At 61.2% G+C, this 16,430-nt stretch carries 13 protein-coding genes and 3 pseudogenes; 9 read left to right on the forward strand and 7 right to left on the reverse strand.

Going from position 1 to position 16,430, the window contains the following annotated elements; all coding sequences use genetic code 11:
• On the forward strand, positions 1-374 hold a 374-nt coding region (locus HLUSI_RS0106640), incomplete at its 5' end, for a sulfite exporter TauE/SafE family protein (RefSeq protein ID WP_016833243.1).
• Positions 375-407: 33 nt separating this feature from the next.
• Here HLUSI_RS0106640 and HLUSI_RS0106645 read toward each other — a convergent pair.
• Complete coding sequence (locus HLUSI_RS0106645; protein ID WP_016833244.1) at positions 408-1,100, reverse strand: UPF0149 family protein; 693 nt, start codon at positions 1,098-1,100, stop codon at positions 408-410.
• A 99-nt stretch (positions 1,101-1,199) separates the two neighbouring features.
• Here HLUSI_RS0106645 and HLUSI_RS0106650 point away from each other — a divergent pair, with 99 nt between their 5' ends.
• Complete coding sequence (locus tag HLUSI_RS0106650; RefSeq protein ID WP_029363213.1) at positions 1,200-2,195, forward strand: serine/threonine protein kinase; 996 nt, start codon at positions 1,200-1,202, stop codon at positions 2,193-2,195.
• A gap of 25 nt (positions 2,196-2,220) precedes the next feature.
• Positions 2,221-2,802 carry a DNA-3-methyladenine glycosylase I gene (locus HLUSI_RS0106655; protein WP_016833246.1) on the forward strand — a complete coding sequence of 194 codons (582 nt, stop codon included), beginning with the start codon at positions 2,221-2,223 and terminating at the stop codon, positions 2,800-2,802.
• An 87-nt stretch (positions 2,803-2,889) separates the two neighbouring features.
• On the opposite strand, the pseudogene HLUSI_RS32420 reads toward HLUSI_RS0106655, so the two are convergent.
• The 4 genes and pseudogenes from HLUSI_RS32420 to HLUSI_RS0106675 form a co-directional block, all read right to left on the reverse strand.
• Positions 2,890-3,960: pseudogene (locus tag HLUSI_RS32420) on the reverse strand (aldehyde dehydrogenase family protein); the annotation flags it as partial.
• A pseudogene (locus tag HLUSI_RS32425) lies at positions 3,960-5,072 on the reverse strand (NAD-dependent succinate-semialdehyde dehydrogenase); the annotation flags it as partial. The pseudogenes HLUSI_RS32425 and HLUSI_RS32420, both read right to left, overlap by 1 nt.
• Positions 5,073-5,237: 165 nt before the next feature.
• The gene (locus HLUSI_RS0106670) at positions 5,238-5,855 is read right to left on the reverse strand and encodes an oxidoreductase (RefSeq protein WP_016833247.1); all 618 of its coding nucleotides are present in this window, start codon (positions 5,853-5,855) and stop codon (positions 5,238-5,240) included.
• 155 nt (positions 5,856-6,010) lie between these two features.
• Positions 6,011-7,798, reverse strand: coding sequence for an ABC transporter transmembrane domain-containing protein (locus HLUSI_RS0106675; RefSeq protein WP_029363214.1), 1,788 nt, complete (start codon positions 7,796-7,798; stop codon positions 6,011-6,013).
• Between the two features lie 289 nt (positions 7,799-8,087).
• Here HLUSI_RS0106675 and egtD point away from each other — a divergent pair, with 289 nt between their 5' ends.
• From egtD to egtB (HLUSI_RS0106695), 3 genes are all read left to right on the forward strand, one after another.
• Positions 8,088-9,056: an L-histidine N(alpha)-methyltransferase gene (egtD, locus tag HLUSI_RS0106680; protein WP_029363215.1), complete on the forward strand. Its 969-nt coding sequence runs from the start codon at positions 8,088-8,090 to the stop codon at positions 9,054-9,056.
• Positions 9,057-9,159: 103 nt separating this feature from the next.
• The gene (gene egtB / locus HLUSI_RS0106690; protein ID WP_016833252.1) at positions 9,160-10,296 is read left to right on the forward strand and encodes an ergothioneine biosynthesis protein EgtB; all 1,137 of its coding nucleotides are present in this window, start codon (positions 9,160-9,162) and stop codon (positions 10,294-10,296) included.
• 50 nt (positions 10,297-10,346) lie between these two features.
• Positions 10,347-11,504, forward strand: coding sequence for an ergothioneine biosynthesis protein EgtB (gene egtB / locus HLUSI_RS0106695; protein WP_083830865.1), 1,158 nt, complete (start codon positions 10,347-10,349; stop codon positions 11,502-11,504).
• Between the two features lie 73 nt (positions 11,505-11,577).
• Here the strand turns inward: egtB (HLUSI_RS0106695) and leuA are convergent.
• Positions 11,578-13,280: pseudogene (gene leuA / locus HLUSI_RS27335) on the reverse strand (2-isopropylmalate synthase).
• A gap of 92 nt (positions 13,281-13,372) precedes the next feature.
• Positions 13,373-13,495: a hypothetical protein gene (locus HLUSI_RS34605; RefSeq protein ID WP_016833254.1), complete on the reverse strand. Its 123-nt coding sequence runs from the start codon at positions 13,493-13,495 to the stop codon at positions 13,373-13,375.
• A gap of 384 nt (positions 13,496-13,879) precedes the next feature.
• Here HLUSI_RS34605 and HLUSI_RS0106710 point away from each other — a divergent pair, with 384 nt between their 5' ends.
• From HLUSI_RS0106710 to HLUSI_RS27340, 3 genes are all read left to right on the forward strand, one after another.
• Positions 13,880-14,548, forward strand: a complete 669-nt coding sequence (locus HLUSI_RS0106710) for a paraquat-inducible protein A (protein ID WP_016833255.1) — start codon at positions 13,880-13,882, stop codon at positions 14,546-14,548.
• Positions 14,545-15,285, forward strand: coding sequence for a paraquat-inducible protein A (locus tag HLUSI_RS0106715; RefSeq protein ID WP_016833256.1), 741 nt, complete (start codon positions 14,545-14,547; stop codon positions 15,283-15,285). The genes HLUSI_RS0106710 and HLUSI_RS0106715 overlap by 4 nt, the downstream gene beginning before the upstream one ends.
• Positions 15,278-16,430, forward strand: a 1,153-nt coding sequence (locus HLUSI_RS27340; protein WP_016833257.1) for a PqiB family protein, incomplete at its 3' end; no start/stop codon positions are given. The genes HLUSI_RS0106715 and HLUSI_RS27340, both read left to right, overlap by 8 nt.

Here is a 16,430-nt window from a genome sequence, read left to right on the forward strand (position 1 = left end):
GTGTCGCGCGCGGATCGGTGTGGGGGACCATGTCCGGCTTCACCAGCTTCATCGCCAACGCGGGTGGGCCGCCGTTCGTGATTTATCTTGCGCCTCAGCAACTCGACAAGCTGGTCTTCGTCGGCACCTCGGTGATTTTCTTTTCGGTCATCAATGCGGTGAAAGTCGTGCCGTTCGTACTGCTGGGCTTGTTCGACACGCGCAACCTGACCACCTCGCTGGCCTTGCTGCCGCTGGCGCCGGTCGGGTATTGGCTGGGGTTGAAATTGCTGATGAAGGTGGATCAGGTGCGCTTCTACCAGATCACCATTGCGGCCTTGTTTGTGGCAGGCTGCAAGCTGCTGTGGGATGCCGCCGGGGCGTATCTGGGATAAGTAAGATGAAGCCCCGGCTTTAAAACGAGTTGCTTAAGCCTTGTCGGCGCCGCAGCACTTCTTGTACTTCTTGCCGCTGCCGCACGGACAGTCGTCATTGCGGCCGGCCTTGGGGCCGTCGCGGCGCACGGTTTCCACCGCCGACTTGCGATGCGGCAGCCAGTACTTGTAGATGTGCGGGATGGCCGATTCCACTTCCACTGCCAGCTTGTGCGTCTTGACCGGATCTTCAACCAGGGCGATTTCTTCCTCTTCCAGTTCATCCGAACCGAGCAGGTAAATCGGACGCATCAGTTCGGCCAGATTGGAATGGAAAATCGGATCCCATTCCTTGGCGCGCATCTGGATGCCTTCCCAGAATCCCCATGACCAGGCTTCGCCGTCGAGCAGGCTCTTGCCTTCGTGTTCGCGTTCGCAGAACAGCGGTTCGTATTCCTTGGGCGCCACTTCCAGCGTGATGGCGATTTCGTTCATCGAGCGCGCGATCAGGCCGGTGATGCGTTCGGCTTCTTTCGGGTTCTTGAACTTGGGCGTGTCCTCCGGCTTGCTGCCCCAGACGCGCGGCAGCCATTCGGCCATGAGGATTTCCTGCGGGCCGATCACCAGTGCGGTGAGGAAGCCGTGCAGCGTATCCATGGTCATGGCGTCTTCCGCACAGCGGTCGGACAGCAGGAAATCGTCGAGTTCGTCGAACTCTTCGTCGGAGAGAGGTTGGTCAAGTTGCATGGTGCGCGTCCGTGTTGCGAATAAAACCGCAGTTTAATTCCATTCGGCTGCGGAGGCGAGGATTACCGCTGCGCTCCCCGGGCACGTACAATGGCGGCCATGACCGATTCCACCACCGTATTCAACTTCGCCGGGCTGTCGCCGGACACCGTGCTCGATGCACTCGACAGCGTCGGCCTGTACGGCGACGGTCGCCTGCTGGCGCTCAACAGCTATGAGAATCGGGTCTATCAGGTCGGCATGGAAGAGGGGCCGCCGCTGGTGGCCAAGTTCTACCGGCCGCAGCGCTGGAGCGATGAAGCGATCCTCGAAGAGCACGCTTTCGTCAGTGAACTGGTCGAGCAGGAAATCCCGGTCGTGCCGGCGATGCTGCTGCCCAATGGCCGCAGCCTGCAGGAATTCCAGGGCTTCCGCTTTGCCGCCTTCACGCGTCACGGCGGCCGCGCGCCCGAGCTGGACAACCCCGATACGCTGGAATGGCTGGGCCGTTTCATCGGCCGCATCCACGCGGTCGGCATGCAGCGTCCCTTCACTCATCGCCCCGCGCTGAACATCGCCACCTTCGGTGAAGAACCGCGTGACTATTTGCTGGCCAACGATTTCATCCCGATGGATGTGCTGGCTTCATACAAGAGCACCGTCGATCTGGCGCTGGACGGCGTGCGCCGCTGCTTCGACCGCGCCGGCGACATCAAACAATTGAGATTGCATGGCGACTGTCACGTCGGCAACGTCTTGTGGACCGACGCCGGTCCGCATTTCGTCGACTTCGACGATAGCCGCAGCGGTCCGGCGATCCAGGATTTGTGGATGCTGTTGTCGGGCGAGCGCGGCGAGATGGTGCGCCAGCTGTCCGACCTGCTGGCCGGCTATGAGAGCTTCTGCGAATTCGAGCAGCGCGAGTTGTACCTGATCGAAGCGCTGCGCACGCTGCGTTTGATCCATTATTCTGCATGGCTGGCGCGGCGCTGGGAAGATCCGGCGTTCCCGCAAGCCTTCCCGTGGTTCAACACGCAGCGTTACTGGCAGGACAGGATTCTGGAATTGCGCGAGCAGATCGCGCTGATGGATGAACCGCCTTTATGGCCTTTGTGATTCTTGGAAAATATGTGAGGAAGCAATGAGCGTACAACGCTGCGCCTGGGTCAATCTCGCCAACCCGCGCTACGTGACTTACCACGACGAAGAATGGGGCGTGCCTTGCCACGACGAGACGCGCCTGTTTGAAATGCTCAACCTGGAAGGCGCGCAAGCCGGCCTGAGCTGGGAGACCGTGCTCAACAAGCGCGAGACTTATCGCGCCGCCTTCGATCAATGGAATCCGGAAAAGATCGCGCGCTACACCGACGCCAAGGTGGCCAAACTGCTGGCCGATCCGGGCATCGTCCGCAATCGCCTGAAGGTTGCCGCGACCATCACCAACGCGCAGAGTTATCTGCGCCTGCGCGACGAAGTCGGCGGCCTTGATCCCTTTCTCTGGGCGTATGTGGACGGCAAGCCGATTCGCAACAAATGGAAAGATCTGAGCGACGCACCGGCCAAGACCGCGCTGTCGGATCAGGTGTCCAAAGACCTGCTCAAGCGCGGCTTCAAGTTCGTCGGGTCGACCATCATCTATGCCTACCTGCAAGGCATCGGCATCATTGACGATCATGTCGTCGACTGCCACTGCCACGGTCGCAAACACAAGCAGCCCAAGTAATTTCGCCAATATCAACGTATAGGCACGCAATGAAAAAACCCGCGCTCCTTTGAAGAGCGCGGGTTTTTTTGTCGCCGTACGAAGTGCTTACACGTCCAGCTGCGAAACGAACTTGGTGTTGACGTAAGCTTCGATCGCCTCGGTGCCGCCTTCGGAACCGTAGCCGCTGTCCTTGATGCCGCCGAACGGGACTTCCGGCAAAGCAAGGCCCAGATGGTTGATGGTGATCATGCCGCTTTCGACGCGCGAGGACAGTGCATGCTTGGTCTGCGCCGACTTGGCGTAGGCGTAGGCAGCCAGGCCGAACGGCAGGCGGTTGGCTTCGGCGATCACTTCATCCAATGTGTCGAACGAATTGATCAGCGCCAGCGGGCCGAACGGCTCTTCATTCATCGCGCGTGCCGACAACGGCACGTTGGTCAGCACGGTCGGCTCGAAGAAATAACCCTTGTCGCCCACGCGCTTGCCGCCGAAGCGCAGTTGCGCGCCTTGTTCCACTGCATCGCTGATCAGTGCTTCCAGCGCCGGGATGCGGCGCTTGTTGGCGACCGGGCCCATGGTGGTGCCGGCAACCGTACCATCGCCGACCTTGAGCAGGCTGGCTGCGGTGATGAACTTGTCGACGAAGGCTTCGAATACGTTCTTTTGCACCAGGAAACGGGTCGGCGACACGCACACCTGGCCGGCGTTGCGGAACTTGGCCATCGCCAGTTGCTTGGCGGCGGCGTCGATGTCGGCATCGTCGAACACGATGGCCGGGGCGTGGCCGCCCAGTTCCATGGTGGCACGCTTCATGTGCGTGCCGGCCAGTGCAGCCAGTTGCTTGCCGACCGGGGTCGAGCCGGTGAAGGAAATCTTCTTGATGATTGGGTGCGGGATCAGGTATTCGGAGATTTCCGACGGCACTCCATAGACCAGGTTGACCACGCCGTCAGGGATGCCGGCGTCGGCAAACGCGCGGATCAGTTCGGCCGGTGAGGCCGGGGTTTCTTCCGGCGCCTTGACGATGATGGAGCAGCCTGCAGCCAGCGCCGCGGACAGCTTGCGCACGACCTGGTTGAGGGGGAAGTTCCAGGGCGTAAACGCCGCCACCGGACCGACCGGCTCCTTGATCACCATCTGATAGGCGTTCGGCACGCGCGCCGGCACCAGGCGGAAGGCACGTTGGTCAGCACGGTTGGCTCGAAGAAATAACCCTTGTCGCCCACGCGCTTGCCGCCGAAACGCAGTTGCGCACCTTGTTCAACAGCGTCGCTGATCAACGCTTCCAGTGCCGCGATGCGGCGCTTGTTGGCGACCGGACCCATGGTGGTGCCGGCGACCGTGCCGTCGCCCACCTTGAGCTGGCTGGCGGCGGTGATGAACTTGTCGACGAAGGCATCGAACACATTCTTTTGCACCAGGAAGCGGGTCGGCGACACGCACACCTGGCCGGCATTGCGGAACTTGGCCATCGCCAGTTGCTTGGCGGCGGCGTCGATGTCCGCGTCGTCGAACACGATGGCCGGCGCGTGGCCGCCCAGCTCCATCGTGGCGCGCTTCATGTGGGTGCCCGCCAGTGCGGCCAGCTGCTTGCCGACCGGGGTGGAACCGGTGAAGGAAATCTTCTTGATGATCGGATGCGGGATCAGGTATTCGGAGATTTCCGACGGCACTCCATAGACCAGGTTGACCACGCCGTCAGGGATGCCGGCGTCGGCAAACGCGCGGATCAGTTCGGCCGGTGAGGCCGGGGTTTCTTCCGGCGCCTTGACGATGATGGAGCAGCCTGCAGCCAGCGCCGCGGACAGCTTGCGCACGACCTGGTTGAGGGGGAAGTTCCAGGGCGTAAACGCCGCCACCGGACCGACCGGCTCCTTGATCACCATCTGATAGGCGTTCGGCACGCGCGCCGGCACCAGGCGGCCGTAGGTGCGGCGGGCTTCTTCGGCGAACCAGTCGATGGTGTCGGCAGCGCCCAGGGTTTCCGCCTTGGCTTCCGCCAGCGGCTTGCCCTGTTCCAGCGTCATCAGCAGCGCCACTTCATCGGCGCGCTCGCGCAGGATGTTGGCGGCCTTGCGCATGATCTTGGAGCGCTCGAAAGCGGATACCTTGCGCCAGGTGTCAAAACCCTTTTGCGCGGAAGCCAGCGCGGCGTCGAGGTCTTGCTTGTTGGCGTGGGCAATGTGGCCGATGACTTCTTCGGTGGCCGGATTGACGACCGCAATGGTGCGGTCGGAAACGCTGGCGGTCCAGCGACCGTCGATGAAGAGTTGGACGTCTTTGTACATGGATATCTCTTTGCAGATCGGGTGGGTGAAAGGTATGGACTGAAGCAGTGCAGCGGCTTGAATTCACAGCCGGCGACGGCGCAATGCGGAAATGAAAAGGCAGGCGTCATTTATACCACGCCATCAAAAACCGCGCCGGCCATGCAGGCCGGCGCGGGCGACCACTCAATCCAGATCGCTGTAGTCGACGTTCTCGCGCAGCGGCGTCTTGCTCGACGCGGCGCGCACGTACTGCGGCGGCCAGGCGACGTTTTCCTTGAGCTCGTCGGCGGCATGCAGCGGCCAGTACGGATCGCGCAACAGTTCGCGCGCCAGCAGCACGAGGTCGGCTTGTTCGGTGCGCAATACGTGTTCGGCCTCATCCGGCGTCAGGCCGCCTTCGGTCCAGTCGGTGGCCGAGACGCGCACGAACAGCGGCAGGTCGGCCGGCCACACCTTGCGCACGGCGGCGACCACTTCCAGCAGGAAGCGCGCGCGGTTTTCCAGTGCGCCGCCGTATTGATCGGTGCGATGGTTGCTCAACGGCGACAGGAATTCATGCAGCAGGTAACCGTGCGCGGCATGCACTTCGACCACCTTGAAGCCGGCCTTGAGCGCGCGCTGGGCAGCGTCCGCAAATGCCTGCACGCGTTCGGCGATGGCGGCGCGGCTGCCCAGGTGAACCAGATGCCAGTCATTGACGAAGCCATCTTGTGAGGAGTACTGGCACATCGGCGAGACGACAATGCGGTTGGGCAGGGTCAGTCCGCGCAAGGTGAACGGAGAAAACAGTTTGCTGCTCATCGGAAACTCCTGGTTGTGCGCGGCGCGCCCGTGATGAAGGCGCGTCTTCGCGGATTGGGAAGTACGGAAAGCGGTTGTTGCCTGAAACCGAAAGTCTATTTTATTTTTTGAAACCGCGTGCGAGGACGCCGGATGCAGGAGTGCTGCCGGCAACCTCAGTCGGTATTGAACTGCAATGCCGCCAGGCTGGCGTAAAGGCCATTCCGGGCGATCAATTCGGTATGCGTGCCGGTCTCGACGATGCGGCCGTGTTCGACCACGACGATGCGGTCGGCGCGCTGCACGGTCGCCAGGCGGTGTGCAATGACCAGCGTGGTGCGGCCGACCATGGCTGCCTCCAGCGCGACCTGCACGAGTCGTTCCGATTCGGCGTCGAGCGCGCTGGTGGCTTCGTCGAGCAGCAGCAGCGGCGGATTCTTCAGCAGGGCGCGCGCGATCGCGATGCGCTGGCGCTGGCCGCCGGACAGGCGTACGCCGCGCTCGCCGAGGAAGGATTGATAACCCTGCGGCAGGCGTTCGATGAACTCGTGCGCGGCGGCCATCCTGGCGGCGGCAATGACTTCTTCATCGCTGGCGTCGGCGCGGCCGAAGCGGATGTTCTCCAGCGCATTCTCGGAAAAAATCACGGTGTCTTGCGGCACGATGCCGATGGCGTTGCGCAGTGCCGGCAAGGTCAGGAAACGAATGTCGACGCCGTCCAGCGTGATCTTGCCGTGTTGCGGATCGTAGAAGCGCAGCAGCAGCTGGAACAGCGTGGTCTTGCCGGCGCCGGACGGCCCGACCACGGCAATCGTTTCGCCGGGTTTGATGTCCAGCGACAGATGCATCAGTGCGTTGCTGTCGGGGCGCGACGGATAGTGGAACACCACGTCGTCCAGTTGCAGGGCGGCGCCGTTGGCGGTGCGCGGCGGCAGCGTCTCGGGCAGCAGCACGGATTGCACTGGCGACTGCGCCGCCAGCAGGTCGAGCAGGCGTTCCGTAGCGCCGGCGGCGCGCTGGGTGTCGCCCAGCACTTCCGACAGGGCGCCGATGGAGCCGGCCACCAGCGAGGCGTACAGGATGAACTGGCCGAGCTGGCCGCCGCTCATGGTGCCTTGCACGACCGCATGCGCGCCCAGCCATAACACGAACACGATCGCGCCGAATACCAGCAGGATCGCCATCATGGTCAGCACCGAACGCGCGCGGATACGCTGCATGGCGGTGTGGAAAGCGCGTTCGACGGAGGTGCCGAAACGTTTGGCCTCGATTTCTTCATGCGTGAAGGCTTGCACGGTCGGCATGGCGTTGAGGATTTCGCCGGCCAGCGCCGAGGCGTCGGCGACACGGTCTTGCGATTCGCGCGACAGCTTGCGCACGCGGCGGCCGTAAAACACGATCGGCAACACCACCGCGGCCAGCATCACGATGATGATGGACGACAGTTTGACGCTGGTGATGAACAGCATGACCATGCCGCCGATAAAGAGTAGTCCGTTCCGCAGCGCCATCGAAATGCTGGTGCCGACCAGGGTCTGGATCAGCGTGGTGTCGGTAGTCAGGCGCGACAGCACTTCGCCGGTCTTGGTGGTTTCAAAGAATTGCGGGCTTTGCGTGACCACGTGCGCATAGACTGCGCTGCGCAGATCCGCCGTCACGCGTTCACCGAGCCATGACACCATGTAGAAGCGCAGCGCCGTGGCCACGCCCAGGATGCAGGCCACGCCGAACAGCGCCAGGAAGTACAGGTTGATGTGGCTGGCGCTCTTGCTGCCGGCCGCGCCAAAGCCCAGGTCGATCATCTGCTTGAAGGCATAGGGAATCGCCAGTGTCGCTGCGGCAGCCACGATCAGCGCCAGGCCGGCCAGCAGGAATTGACGCTTGTAGGGTTGCAGGAAGGGGAGCAGGCCGATCAGGGTTTTGATGCTGCCTTTGGCTGGTTCTGGTTTGACGCTTGATGACATGTTGGCAAGATTCTTGATGTTGATGAAGCAACTTTGGCGGCTGGATGTCGGATTTTTTATCGGGCGGTGAACCACACGATTGATTGCAAGTCGATAGAATGCATAAGTATATGCATTCAGCAGATATGCAAGCTGCCTTTCAGCCTTTCATTTACTGGCTGGACGAGCTTGAAATGTGCAGAGTGCACGCCATATCTGGTTCTTCAAACGCGGTCTAGTGTATTGCATGCGCGGCTAGCGTGCCGATCGCGTTCACGTTGTTTCATGCTGTTTCAACAAGGAGAGCAAATTGGCTCAACGATTGTTGCAGGACATGCAGGACGATTGGTCAGAACCCTGTCCCATCCGGAACGAATTGCAAGACGGCCTGATGGCCGCAGCCGCCAGCATTTCTCCCAAATATTTTTACGACGCGCTCGGTTCCACCTTGTTCGAAGCGATCTGCGCGCTGCCGGAATATTATCCGACCCGCACCGAAGCGCAGATATTCGATCTCCATGCCGACGACATTGCCGCGACGGTCGGCAAAGGCGTGACCATGATCGATCTCGGCGCCGGCAATTGCGCCAAGGCGGCGAGATTGTTTCCTTCGCTGCAACCGCGCCAATATGTACCCATCGATATCTCGACCGAATTCCTGCGCGAAGCGGTGAACGGCTTGCGGCAAAAATTCCCGGCGATTCCGATGCAGGAAATTGCGATGGATTTTTCCGCGTCGCTGCAATTGCCGTCCACGGTCGGACGGGAAAACCGCCTGTTCTTTTATCCCGGTTCTTCGCTCGGCAATTTCGCGCCGGAAGAGGCGCTGCAATTCCTGCGCCGCATGCGTCACGGTTTGCAATTGGGCGAAGGCGGCGGTGTCTTGCTGGGCATCGACCTGGTCAAGGAAAAGGCGGTGCTCGATGCCGCCTACGACGACGCGCTCGGCGTGACGGCGGCGTTCAACCGCAATGCGCTGCTGCACGTCAATCGTCTGCTCGGCAGCGATTTCGTGGTCGGCGACTGGCAGCATCGCGGTTTCTTCAATCCGGCATTGTCGCGTATCGAGATGCACCTGGAAGCGCGCCGCGACCTCACCGTGACATGGTGCGGCGGCGAGCGGAAATTCAGCCAGGGTGAACGCATCCATACCGAAAACAGCTACAAATTCACACCGGACGGCTTCAGCGATTTGCTGCGCCAGGCCGGTTTTGGCCAGGCCAAAATGTGGTTCGATCCGCAGAAGTGGTTCATGCTGTGTTACGCGCGGCCGGTGTAAAACAGCAGATGAACAAAGGAGATGAGCAGCATGCATGACGAGACGGCAGTATTGGCGGCAACGAACGCGGCCATCGTCGACGATTAGCACGCGCGAATATTCGATGATCCTTGCGACGCCTTTGTCCGACGAGGATTGCGGCGCGCAGTCCATGCCCGACGCCAGTCCGGTCAAGTGGCATCTGGCGCACACCAGCTGGTTCTTCGAAACCTTCATTCTTGAAAGTTACGAGCCCGATTTCGCGCCGTTCCATCCGGCCTTCCGGGTGCTGTTCAATTCGTATTACGAAGGCGTCGGCGACAAGCATCCGCGTCCGCAGCGCGGCATGCTGACGCGCCCGTCGCTGGCCGAGATCCGCGCCTATCGCGCCAATATCGACCTGCGCATGCAGGCTTTGTTGCTGTCGGATGTGTGCGACGACAATTGCCTGCGCCTGCTGGAACTGGGCATGCAGCATGAGCAGCAGCATCAGGAACTGATCCTGACAGATATCAAGCACCTGCTCTCGCTCAATCCGCTCAAGCCGGCCTACCTGCCGCGCGCCTTGCAGGCCATGCCGGTGCAGACCGAGCTGGAGTGGAATACCTTCGACGCCGGCGTGGTGGAAATCGGCTATTGCGATGGGGGATTCTGTTTCGACAACGAGCTGCCGTCGCATCGCCAGTTCGTCGAGGCATTCGCCATCGGCTCGCGCCTGATCAGCAATATCGAGTACCTGATGTTCGTTGAGCAGGGCGGTTACGAGAATCCCGCTCACTGGCTGTCGGCCGGCTGGGACTGGCGCAGCAGCAATCGCATCACGCATCCGCTGTACTGGCAGCGCCAGGACGATGGCGCCTGGCGCGAGTTCACGCTGCACGGCATGCTGCCATTGGATCCGCATGCGGCGGTATTGCATTTGTCCTATTACGAAGCCGATGCGTTTGCGCGCTGGGCCGGTGCACGTTTGCCGACCGAGGCGGAGTGGGAACATGCCGCCGGCGAGTTGGGCAACGAAGGCCGGCAATTCTTCGGCACGGCGTGGCAGTGGACCTCGAGCAGCTATGCGCCGTATCCGGGCTATGCGATTCCCGAGGGCGCGGTGGGCGAGTACAACGGCAAGTTCATGGTCAATCAATACGTCTTGCGCGGCTCGTCAGGCGCAACGCCGCTGGGACATTCGCGTACGAGTTATCGCAACTTCTTCCCGGCGACGGCTTGCTGGCAGTACAGCGGCATCCGGTTGGCGCGATCGCTCTAGCGATTACACGGTAGTACAAACAAAAAAAGCCGCCGGTTGGATAAACCGGCCTGCGCACGCGCGAATATTCGATGATCCTTGCGACGCCTTTGTCCGACGAGGATTGCGGCGCGCAGTCCATGCCCGACGCCAGTCCGGTCAAGTGGCATCTGGCGCACACCAGCTGGTTCTTCGAAACCTTCATTCTTGAAAGTTACGAGCCCGATTTCGCGCCGTTCCATCCGGCCTTCCGGGTGCTGTTCAATTCGTATTACGAAGGCGTCGGCGACAAGCATCCGCGTCCGCAGCGCGGCATGCTGACGCGCCCGTCGCTGGCCGAGATCCGCGCCTATCGCGCCAATATCGACCTGCGCATGCAGGCTTTGTTGCTGTCGGATGTGTGCGACGACAATTGCCTGCGCCTGCTGGAACTGGGCATGCAGCATGAGCAGCAGCATCAGGAACTGATCCTGACAGATATCAAGCACCTGCTCTCGCTCAATCCGCTCAAGCCGGCCTACCTGCCGCGCGCCTTGCAGGCCATGCCGGTGCAGACCGAGCTGGAGTGGAATACCTTCGACGCCGGCGTGGTGGAAATCGGCTATTGCGATGGGGGATTCTGTTTCGACAACGAGCTGCCGTCGCATCGCCAGTTCGTCGAGGCATTCGCCATCGGCTCGCGCCTGATCAGCAATATCGAGTACCTGATGTTCGTTGAGCAGGGCGGTTACGAGAATCCCGCTCACTGGCTGTCGGCCGGCTGGGACTGGCGCAGCAGCAATCGCATCACGCATCCGCTGTACTGGCAGCGCCAGGACGATGGCGCCTGGCGCGAGTTCACGCTGCACGGCATGCTGCCATTGGATCCGCATGCGGCGGTATTGCATTTGTCCTATTACGAAGCCGATGCGTTTGCGCGCTGGGCCGGTGCACGTTTGCCGACCGAGGCGGAGTGGGAACATGCCGCCGGCGAGTTGGGCAACGAAGGCCGGCAATTCTTCGGCACGGCGTGGCAGTGGACCTCGAGCAGCTATGCGCCGTATCCGGGCTATGCGATTCCCGAGGGCGCGGTGGGCGAGTACAACGGCAAGTTCATGGTCAATCAATACGTCTTGCGCGGCTCGTCAGGCGCAACGCCGCTGGGACATTCGCGTACGAGTTATCGCAACTTCTTCCCGGCGACGGCTTGCTGGCAGTACAGCGGCATCCGGTTGGCGCGATCGCTCTAGCGATTACACGGTAGTACAAACAAAAAAAGCCGCCGGTTGGATAAACCGGCGGCTTTTTTTACGTGATCCCGAATCAGGCTGCTTTCGCTTTTGGCGAAGAAGACTGATTGGCGCTCTGGTCGATCGCGATCTGGCGATTGACGGCGCTGAGGACGGCTTTGAACGAGGCGGTGACGATGTTGGCGTCGATGCCCACGCCGAAACCGGTCGGTGCTTCGTTCAGGCGCAGTTCGATGTAGCTGGCGGCTTGCGCGTTGGCGCGGCGCCGATGGCGTGTTCGTGGAAATCCATCAGCTTGATGTCCAGGCCCAGCGCATTGACGAAGGCGTCGATAGGGCCGTTGCCGGTGCCGCGCACGGTGGTCTTCTCGCCGTTGCGCTCGATGTCGACTTCGATCTTGATCGATTCTTCATGCGAGGTGTCTTCCGACATGCGGTGCGCGCGGTAGACATACGGCGTGCTGCGGTCCAGGTATTCGGTCTTGAAGATCGTGTAGATGTCGGTGGCGACGATTTCCTTGCCGCTGGCGTCCGCTTCGCGCTGGATGGCGCGGCTGAACTCGATCTGCAGGCGGCGCGGCAGGGCCAGGCCGTATTCCTGTTCCAGCAGGTAAGCCATGCCGCCCTTGCCGGACTGGCTGTTGACGCGGATCACTGCGTCGTAGCTGCGGCCCAGGTCGGCCGGATCGATCGGCAGGTAAGGGACTTCCCAGATGGCGTCGGCTTGCTGCTTGGCGAAGCCCTTCTTGATCGCGTCCTGGTGCGAGCCGGAGAAGGCCGTGAAGACCAGGTCGCCGACGTAAGGGTGGCGCGGATGGACCGGGATCTGGTTGCACTCTTCGACGCATTGACGCACGGTGTCGATGTCGGAGAAGTCGAGGCCGGGGTTGACGCCTTGCGTGTACAGGTTCAGGGCCAGCGTGACCAGGTCGACGTTGCCGGTGCGTTCGCCGTTGCCGAACAGGCAGCCTTCGACGCGGTCGGCGCCGGCCATGACGGCCAGTTCTGCAGAAGCGACGGCGGTGCCGCGGTCGTTATGCGGGTGCACCGAGATGATGGAGGACGAACGGTGTTTCAGGTTGCGGCACATCCATTCGATCTGATCGGCGTAGACGTTCGGGGTGCTGCATTCGACGGTCGAGGGGAGATTCAGGATGACTTTGCGTTCCGGCGTCGCGCCCCAGGTTTCACAGACGGCGTCGCAGATTTCCTTGGAGAAGTCGAGTTCGGTGGTGCTGAAGGATTCCGGCGAATATTCGTAACGCCATTGGGTTTCCGGACGGGCGTCGGTCAGTTCCTTGACCAGCTGGGTGCCGGTAACGGCGATGTTCTTGATTTCGTCGCGCGACATGTTGAAGACGATCTTGCGGAAAGCCGGCGCGACCGAGTTGTACAAGTGCACGATGGCTTGCTTGGCGCCGGCCAGCGAATCGATGGTGCGGCGGATCAGTTCTTCGCGCGACTGGGTCAGCACGATGATGGTGACGTCGTCGGGGATGCGGTTCTCTTCGATCAGCTTGCGCACGAAGTCGAAATCGGTTTGCGAAGCGGAGGGGAAGCCGACTTCGATTTCCTTCAGGCCGATTTGCAGGAGCATTTCAAAGAAGCGCAGCTTGCGTTCGGGGCTCATCGGCTCGATCAGCGCCTGGTTGCCGTCGCGCAGGTCGGTGCTCATCCAGATCGGCGGCTTGGAAATGAACTGATTTGGCCAGGTGCGATCAGATAACGGGATCGTCGGGAATGCGCGGTATTTTGCTGCCGGGTTGTTTAACATCATGGTGGAGCCTCTTTAATTGGTCACTGCTGAACAGAGAAACGTAACTGGGGAAATCATCTGATGTGGCTGAAAGTAGGGCCGCCTGACTGCCACTAACGCAAGGCCAGGCGACCGATCGGTAGTTTTAGCAGCAGCGGCGCCAGCGCACGTGCAACGACCATCGCAGCGATCAATTCGCCGGAAATCAGGAGTGCAGTGATGGACGTGAAATGCATGGACGGCTTTTCAGGAAAAATTTACAACTTTTTAATTGTGCCGCCATGTGCGCCTGAAGACCCATTTCGGATGCTTTTCAGACCATGACCAGCGAGGAAACTGCAAAAAACAGGGGAGAGACTTGGATCAGCGCGAAGCTGGTAGTAGCGTCACTAGTAGCAACGCTAGCAGGGCGCCAGCGAAGTGCGATAGTGTGAGAGAGAATTGTGTTGCGGAGTTCATTTGGCCACTTTAGAAGATTGCCGTTTGAATTGTCAAGCTTTATCTGCCAAATTGCGCCGTAATCAGTCGAAAAGCGAGCCGATCTGGTCATTTTTTGTTGTTAGAATCCAAGTTTCCCTAATTAACCAATAAGTCATCAATTTGAGCCTCTTCCCTTCTCCATGCATGAGCGTCCCGACCTGATCGTTTGCGAAGAGTGCGACGCGGTCCATCGCCGGCCCGTGCTTGCGCATGCCGAAGTCGCCCGCTGTCTGCGCTGCGGCGCCGAGCTCGAGCGCGATACCGGCAGCCACGTGGCGCGCTTGCTGCCGCTGACGGTGGCGAGCCTGATCATGTTCGTGATCGCCAACAGTTTTCCCATCGTGCAGATCGAGTTGCAAGGCCTGACCAGCGAGACCACGTTGTTCGGCGCCGTGATGGTGCTCAACGGCGAGGGCATGTCGCTGGTGGCGATGCTGGTGCTGTCCACCACGATCCTGTTCCCGCTGGTGCAGATGCTGGTGTTGCTCTATCTTTTGTTGCCGTCCGCGCATGTTGTGAATGATGCGGATGATATGCACGGTGCGCATGATGGTCGCCGTCCCGGCGTGAAGCTATTGCTGCGCCTGATGCAGATCGTGCGACCCTGGGGCATGGTCGAAGTGTTCCTGCTCGGCGTGCTGGTGGCGCTGGTGAAACTTTCAAATATGGCGGCCGTGGTGCCGGGCGTTGCCTTGTGGGCATTCGGTGCGCTGACCATCCTGCTGACAGTGGTGGTGTCGTTCAATCCGCGCTACCTGTGGCGGATTCTGGTCAGCGAACGTCGTAACCCCGAGGAGCCGGTGCGATGAGCGCGGGTGCGCACAACACCGGCGTTGACGGCACCGACGGTATCGGCAGTGCCTCGCAACCGGTTGCGGCAGCACCTCAGCTCGATAGCGCCATCGACACCGATATTTTCCCCTGCCACCATTGCGGTACGGTCTGGCAGGGCGCGCAGCAGGACGAGCAATGCGGAGTCTGTCATGCGCCGCTGCATCGGCGCCGCATCGATAGCCTCAATCGCACGTGGGCGTTCCTGATCGCCGCTTGCATCATGTACATTCCGGCCAATCTGATGCCGGTGATGATCACCTCGACGCTGCTCGACGAGCAGCGCGACACCATCATGAGCGGCATCATCTATTTCTGGGTATCGGGTTCGTGGGAGCTGGCCATCGTCGTGTTCGTGGCCAGTTTCATGGTGCCGCTGTTCAAGCTGGTGGCGCTGATCATTCTGACCGTCAGCGCGCGTCGCCGCAGCAGCTGGCAGCGCTTGCAGCGCGCCAAGCTGTACCGCGTGGTGGAAACCATCGGCCGCTGGTCGATGCTGGACGTCTTTGTGGTGTCGCTGCTGACCGGACTGGTGCAGATAGAAGGATTCGCCAAGATCACCGCCGGCATCGGGGTGGCGGCATTCGGCTCGGTGGTGGTGTTGACCATGCTGGCGTCGCTGAGCTTCGATCCGCGCCTGATCTGGGATGAGGCCGATCCCGAAGCCGAACAGGGCGCAGATAAAGAGCAACAAAAAAAGGATATCAATGACTGAACCAACGACGTCGCCATCGCAGCCGAACCGGCCGGAACCCAAACGCGAGCGCAAGCGTAACTGGCTGCCTTCGCTGGTCTGGCTGATCCCCATCGTTGCTGCCGTGGTCGGCCTGACGCTGGTGGCCAAGATCCTGATCGAACGCGGCCCGATCATCACCATCAGCTTCGTCTCGGCGGAAGGCCTCGAGGCCGGCAAGACCAAGGTCAAGTACAAGGACGTCGACATCGGCCAGGTGCAGTCGATCACGCTCAGCAAGGATCGCTCGCACGTGGTCACCACGGTGCAACTGACCAAGGAGGCGGAGAGCTTCACCGCCGACGATACGCGTTTCTGGGTGGTGCGTCCGCGCGTGGCCGCGTCAGGTATTTCCGGATTGAACACTTTGCTGTCGGGAGCGTACATCGGCGCCGACGCTGGCAAGTCGGAAGAAACCAAGAAGGAATTCGCCGGCCTGGAACAACCCCCCATCATCACGCGCGATACCTCGGGAAAGCAGTTCGTGCTGCATGCCTCGGATCTCGGCTCGGTCGACATCGGCTCGCCGGTATTCTATCGCCGCATCAAGGTCGGCCAGGTGGCGGCCTATGACCTCGATCAGGACGGCCGCGGCGTGACGCTGCGCATCTTCGTCAATGCCCCCTACGACAAGTTCGTCGGCATCAGTTCGCGTTTCTGGCACGCCAGCGGCTTCGACATGCAGATCAACGCCAGCGGCTTCAAGCTGCACACGCAATCGCTGGCGACGGTCGTGCTCGGCGGTATCGCGTTCAAGAGCATCGACGATCTCGACTCGCAGGTTCCCGCCAAGGAAAACACCAGCTTCCGCCTGGCCGAAGATGAAGCGGCGGCGATGAAGGAGCCGGACGGCCGCTCGCAAACCGTGCTGCTGTATTTCAACCAGTCCTTGCGAGGTCTCGAACCGGGTGCGGTGGTGGACTTCCGCGGCGTGGTGCTGGGCGAGGTCAAGTCGATCGGCATTGAGTACGACGACAAGACCCGTGAGTTCGTGATGCCGGTGGTGGTGCAGCTGTATCCGGACCGCCTCGGCCGCAAGTTCAACGAGCAGCAGGAGTCGCGTTATACGCCGCGTCAGCGCCTCAAGTATCTGGTCTCGCGCGGGCTGCGCGCGCAGCTGCGCGGCG

The organism is Herbaspirillum lusitanum P6-12 (assembly GCF_000256565.1).
GTDB lineage: Bacteria > Pseudomonadota > Gammaproteobacteria > Burkholderiales > Burkholderiaceae_D > Herbaspirillum > Herbaspirillum lusitanum.

Excerpts from the sequence above, each read along its gene's own strand:
- HLUSI_RS34605 (WP_016833254.1), bottom strand. The coding sequence starts at position 13,495 with ATGCATTTCACGTCCATCACTGCACTCCTGATTTCCGGCGAATTGATC.
- HLUSI_RS0106645 (WP_016833244.1), bottom strand. The coding sequence starts at position 1,100 with ATGCAACTTGACCAACCTCTCTCCGACGAAGAGTTCGACGAACTCGAC.
- HLUSI_RS0106650 (WP_029363213.1), top strand. The coding sequence starts at position 1,200 with ATGACCGATTCCACCACCGTATTCAACTTCGCCGGGCTGTCGCCGGAC.
- HLUSI_RS0106675 (WP_029363214.1), bottom strand. The coding sequence starts at position 7,798 with ATGTCATCAAGCGTCAAACCAGAACCAGCCAAAGGCAGCATCAAAACC.
- egtB (WP_016833252.1), top strand. The coding sequence starts at position 9,160 with ATGATCCTTGCGACGCCTTTGTCCGACGAGGATTGCGGCGCGCAGTCC.
- HLUSI_RS0106710 (WP_016833255.1), top strand. The coding sequence starts at position 13,880 with ATGCATGAGCGTCCCGACCTGATCGTTTGCGAAGAGTGCGACGCGGTC.
- HLUSI_RS0106670 (WP_016833247.1), bottom strand. The coding sequence starts at position 5,855 with ATGAGCAGCAAACTGTTTTCTCCGTTCACCTTGCGCGGACTGACCCTG.
- HLUSI_RS0106655 (WP_016833246.1), top strand. The coding sequence starts at position 2,221 with ATGAGCGTACAACGCTGCGCCTGGGTCAATCTCGCCAACCCGCGCTAC.
- HLUSI_RS0106715 (WP_016833256.1), top strand. The coding sequence starts at position 14,545 with ATGAGCGCGGGTGCGCACAACACCGGCGTTGACGGCACCGACGGTATC.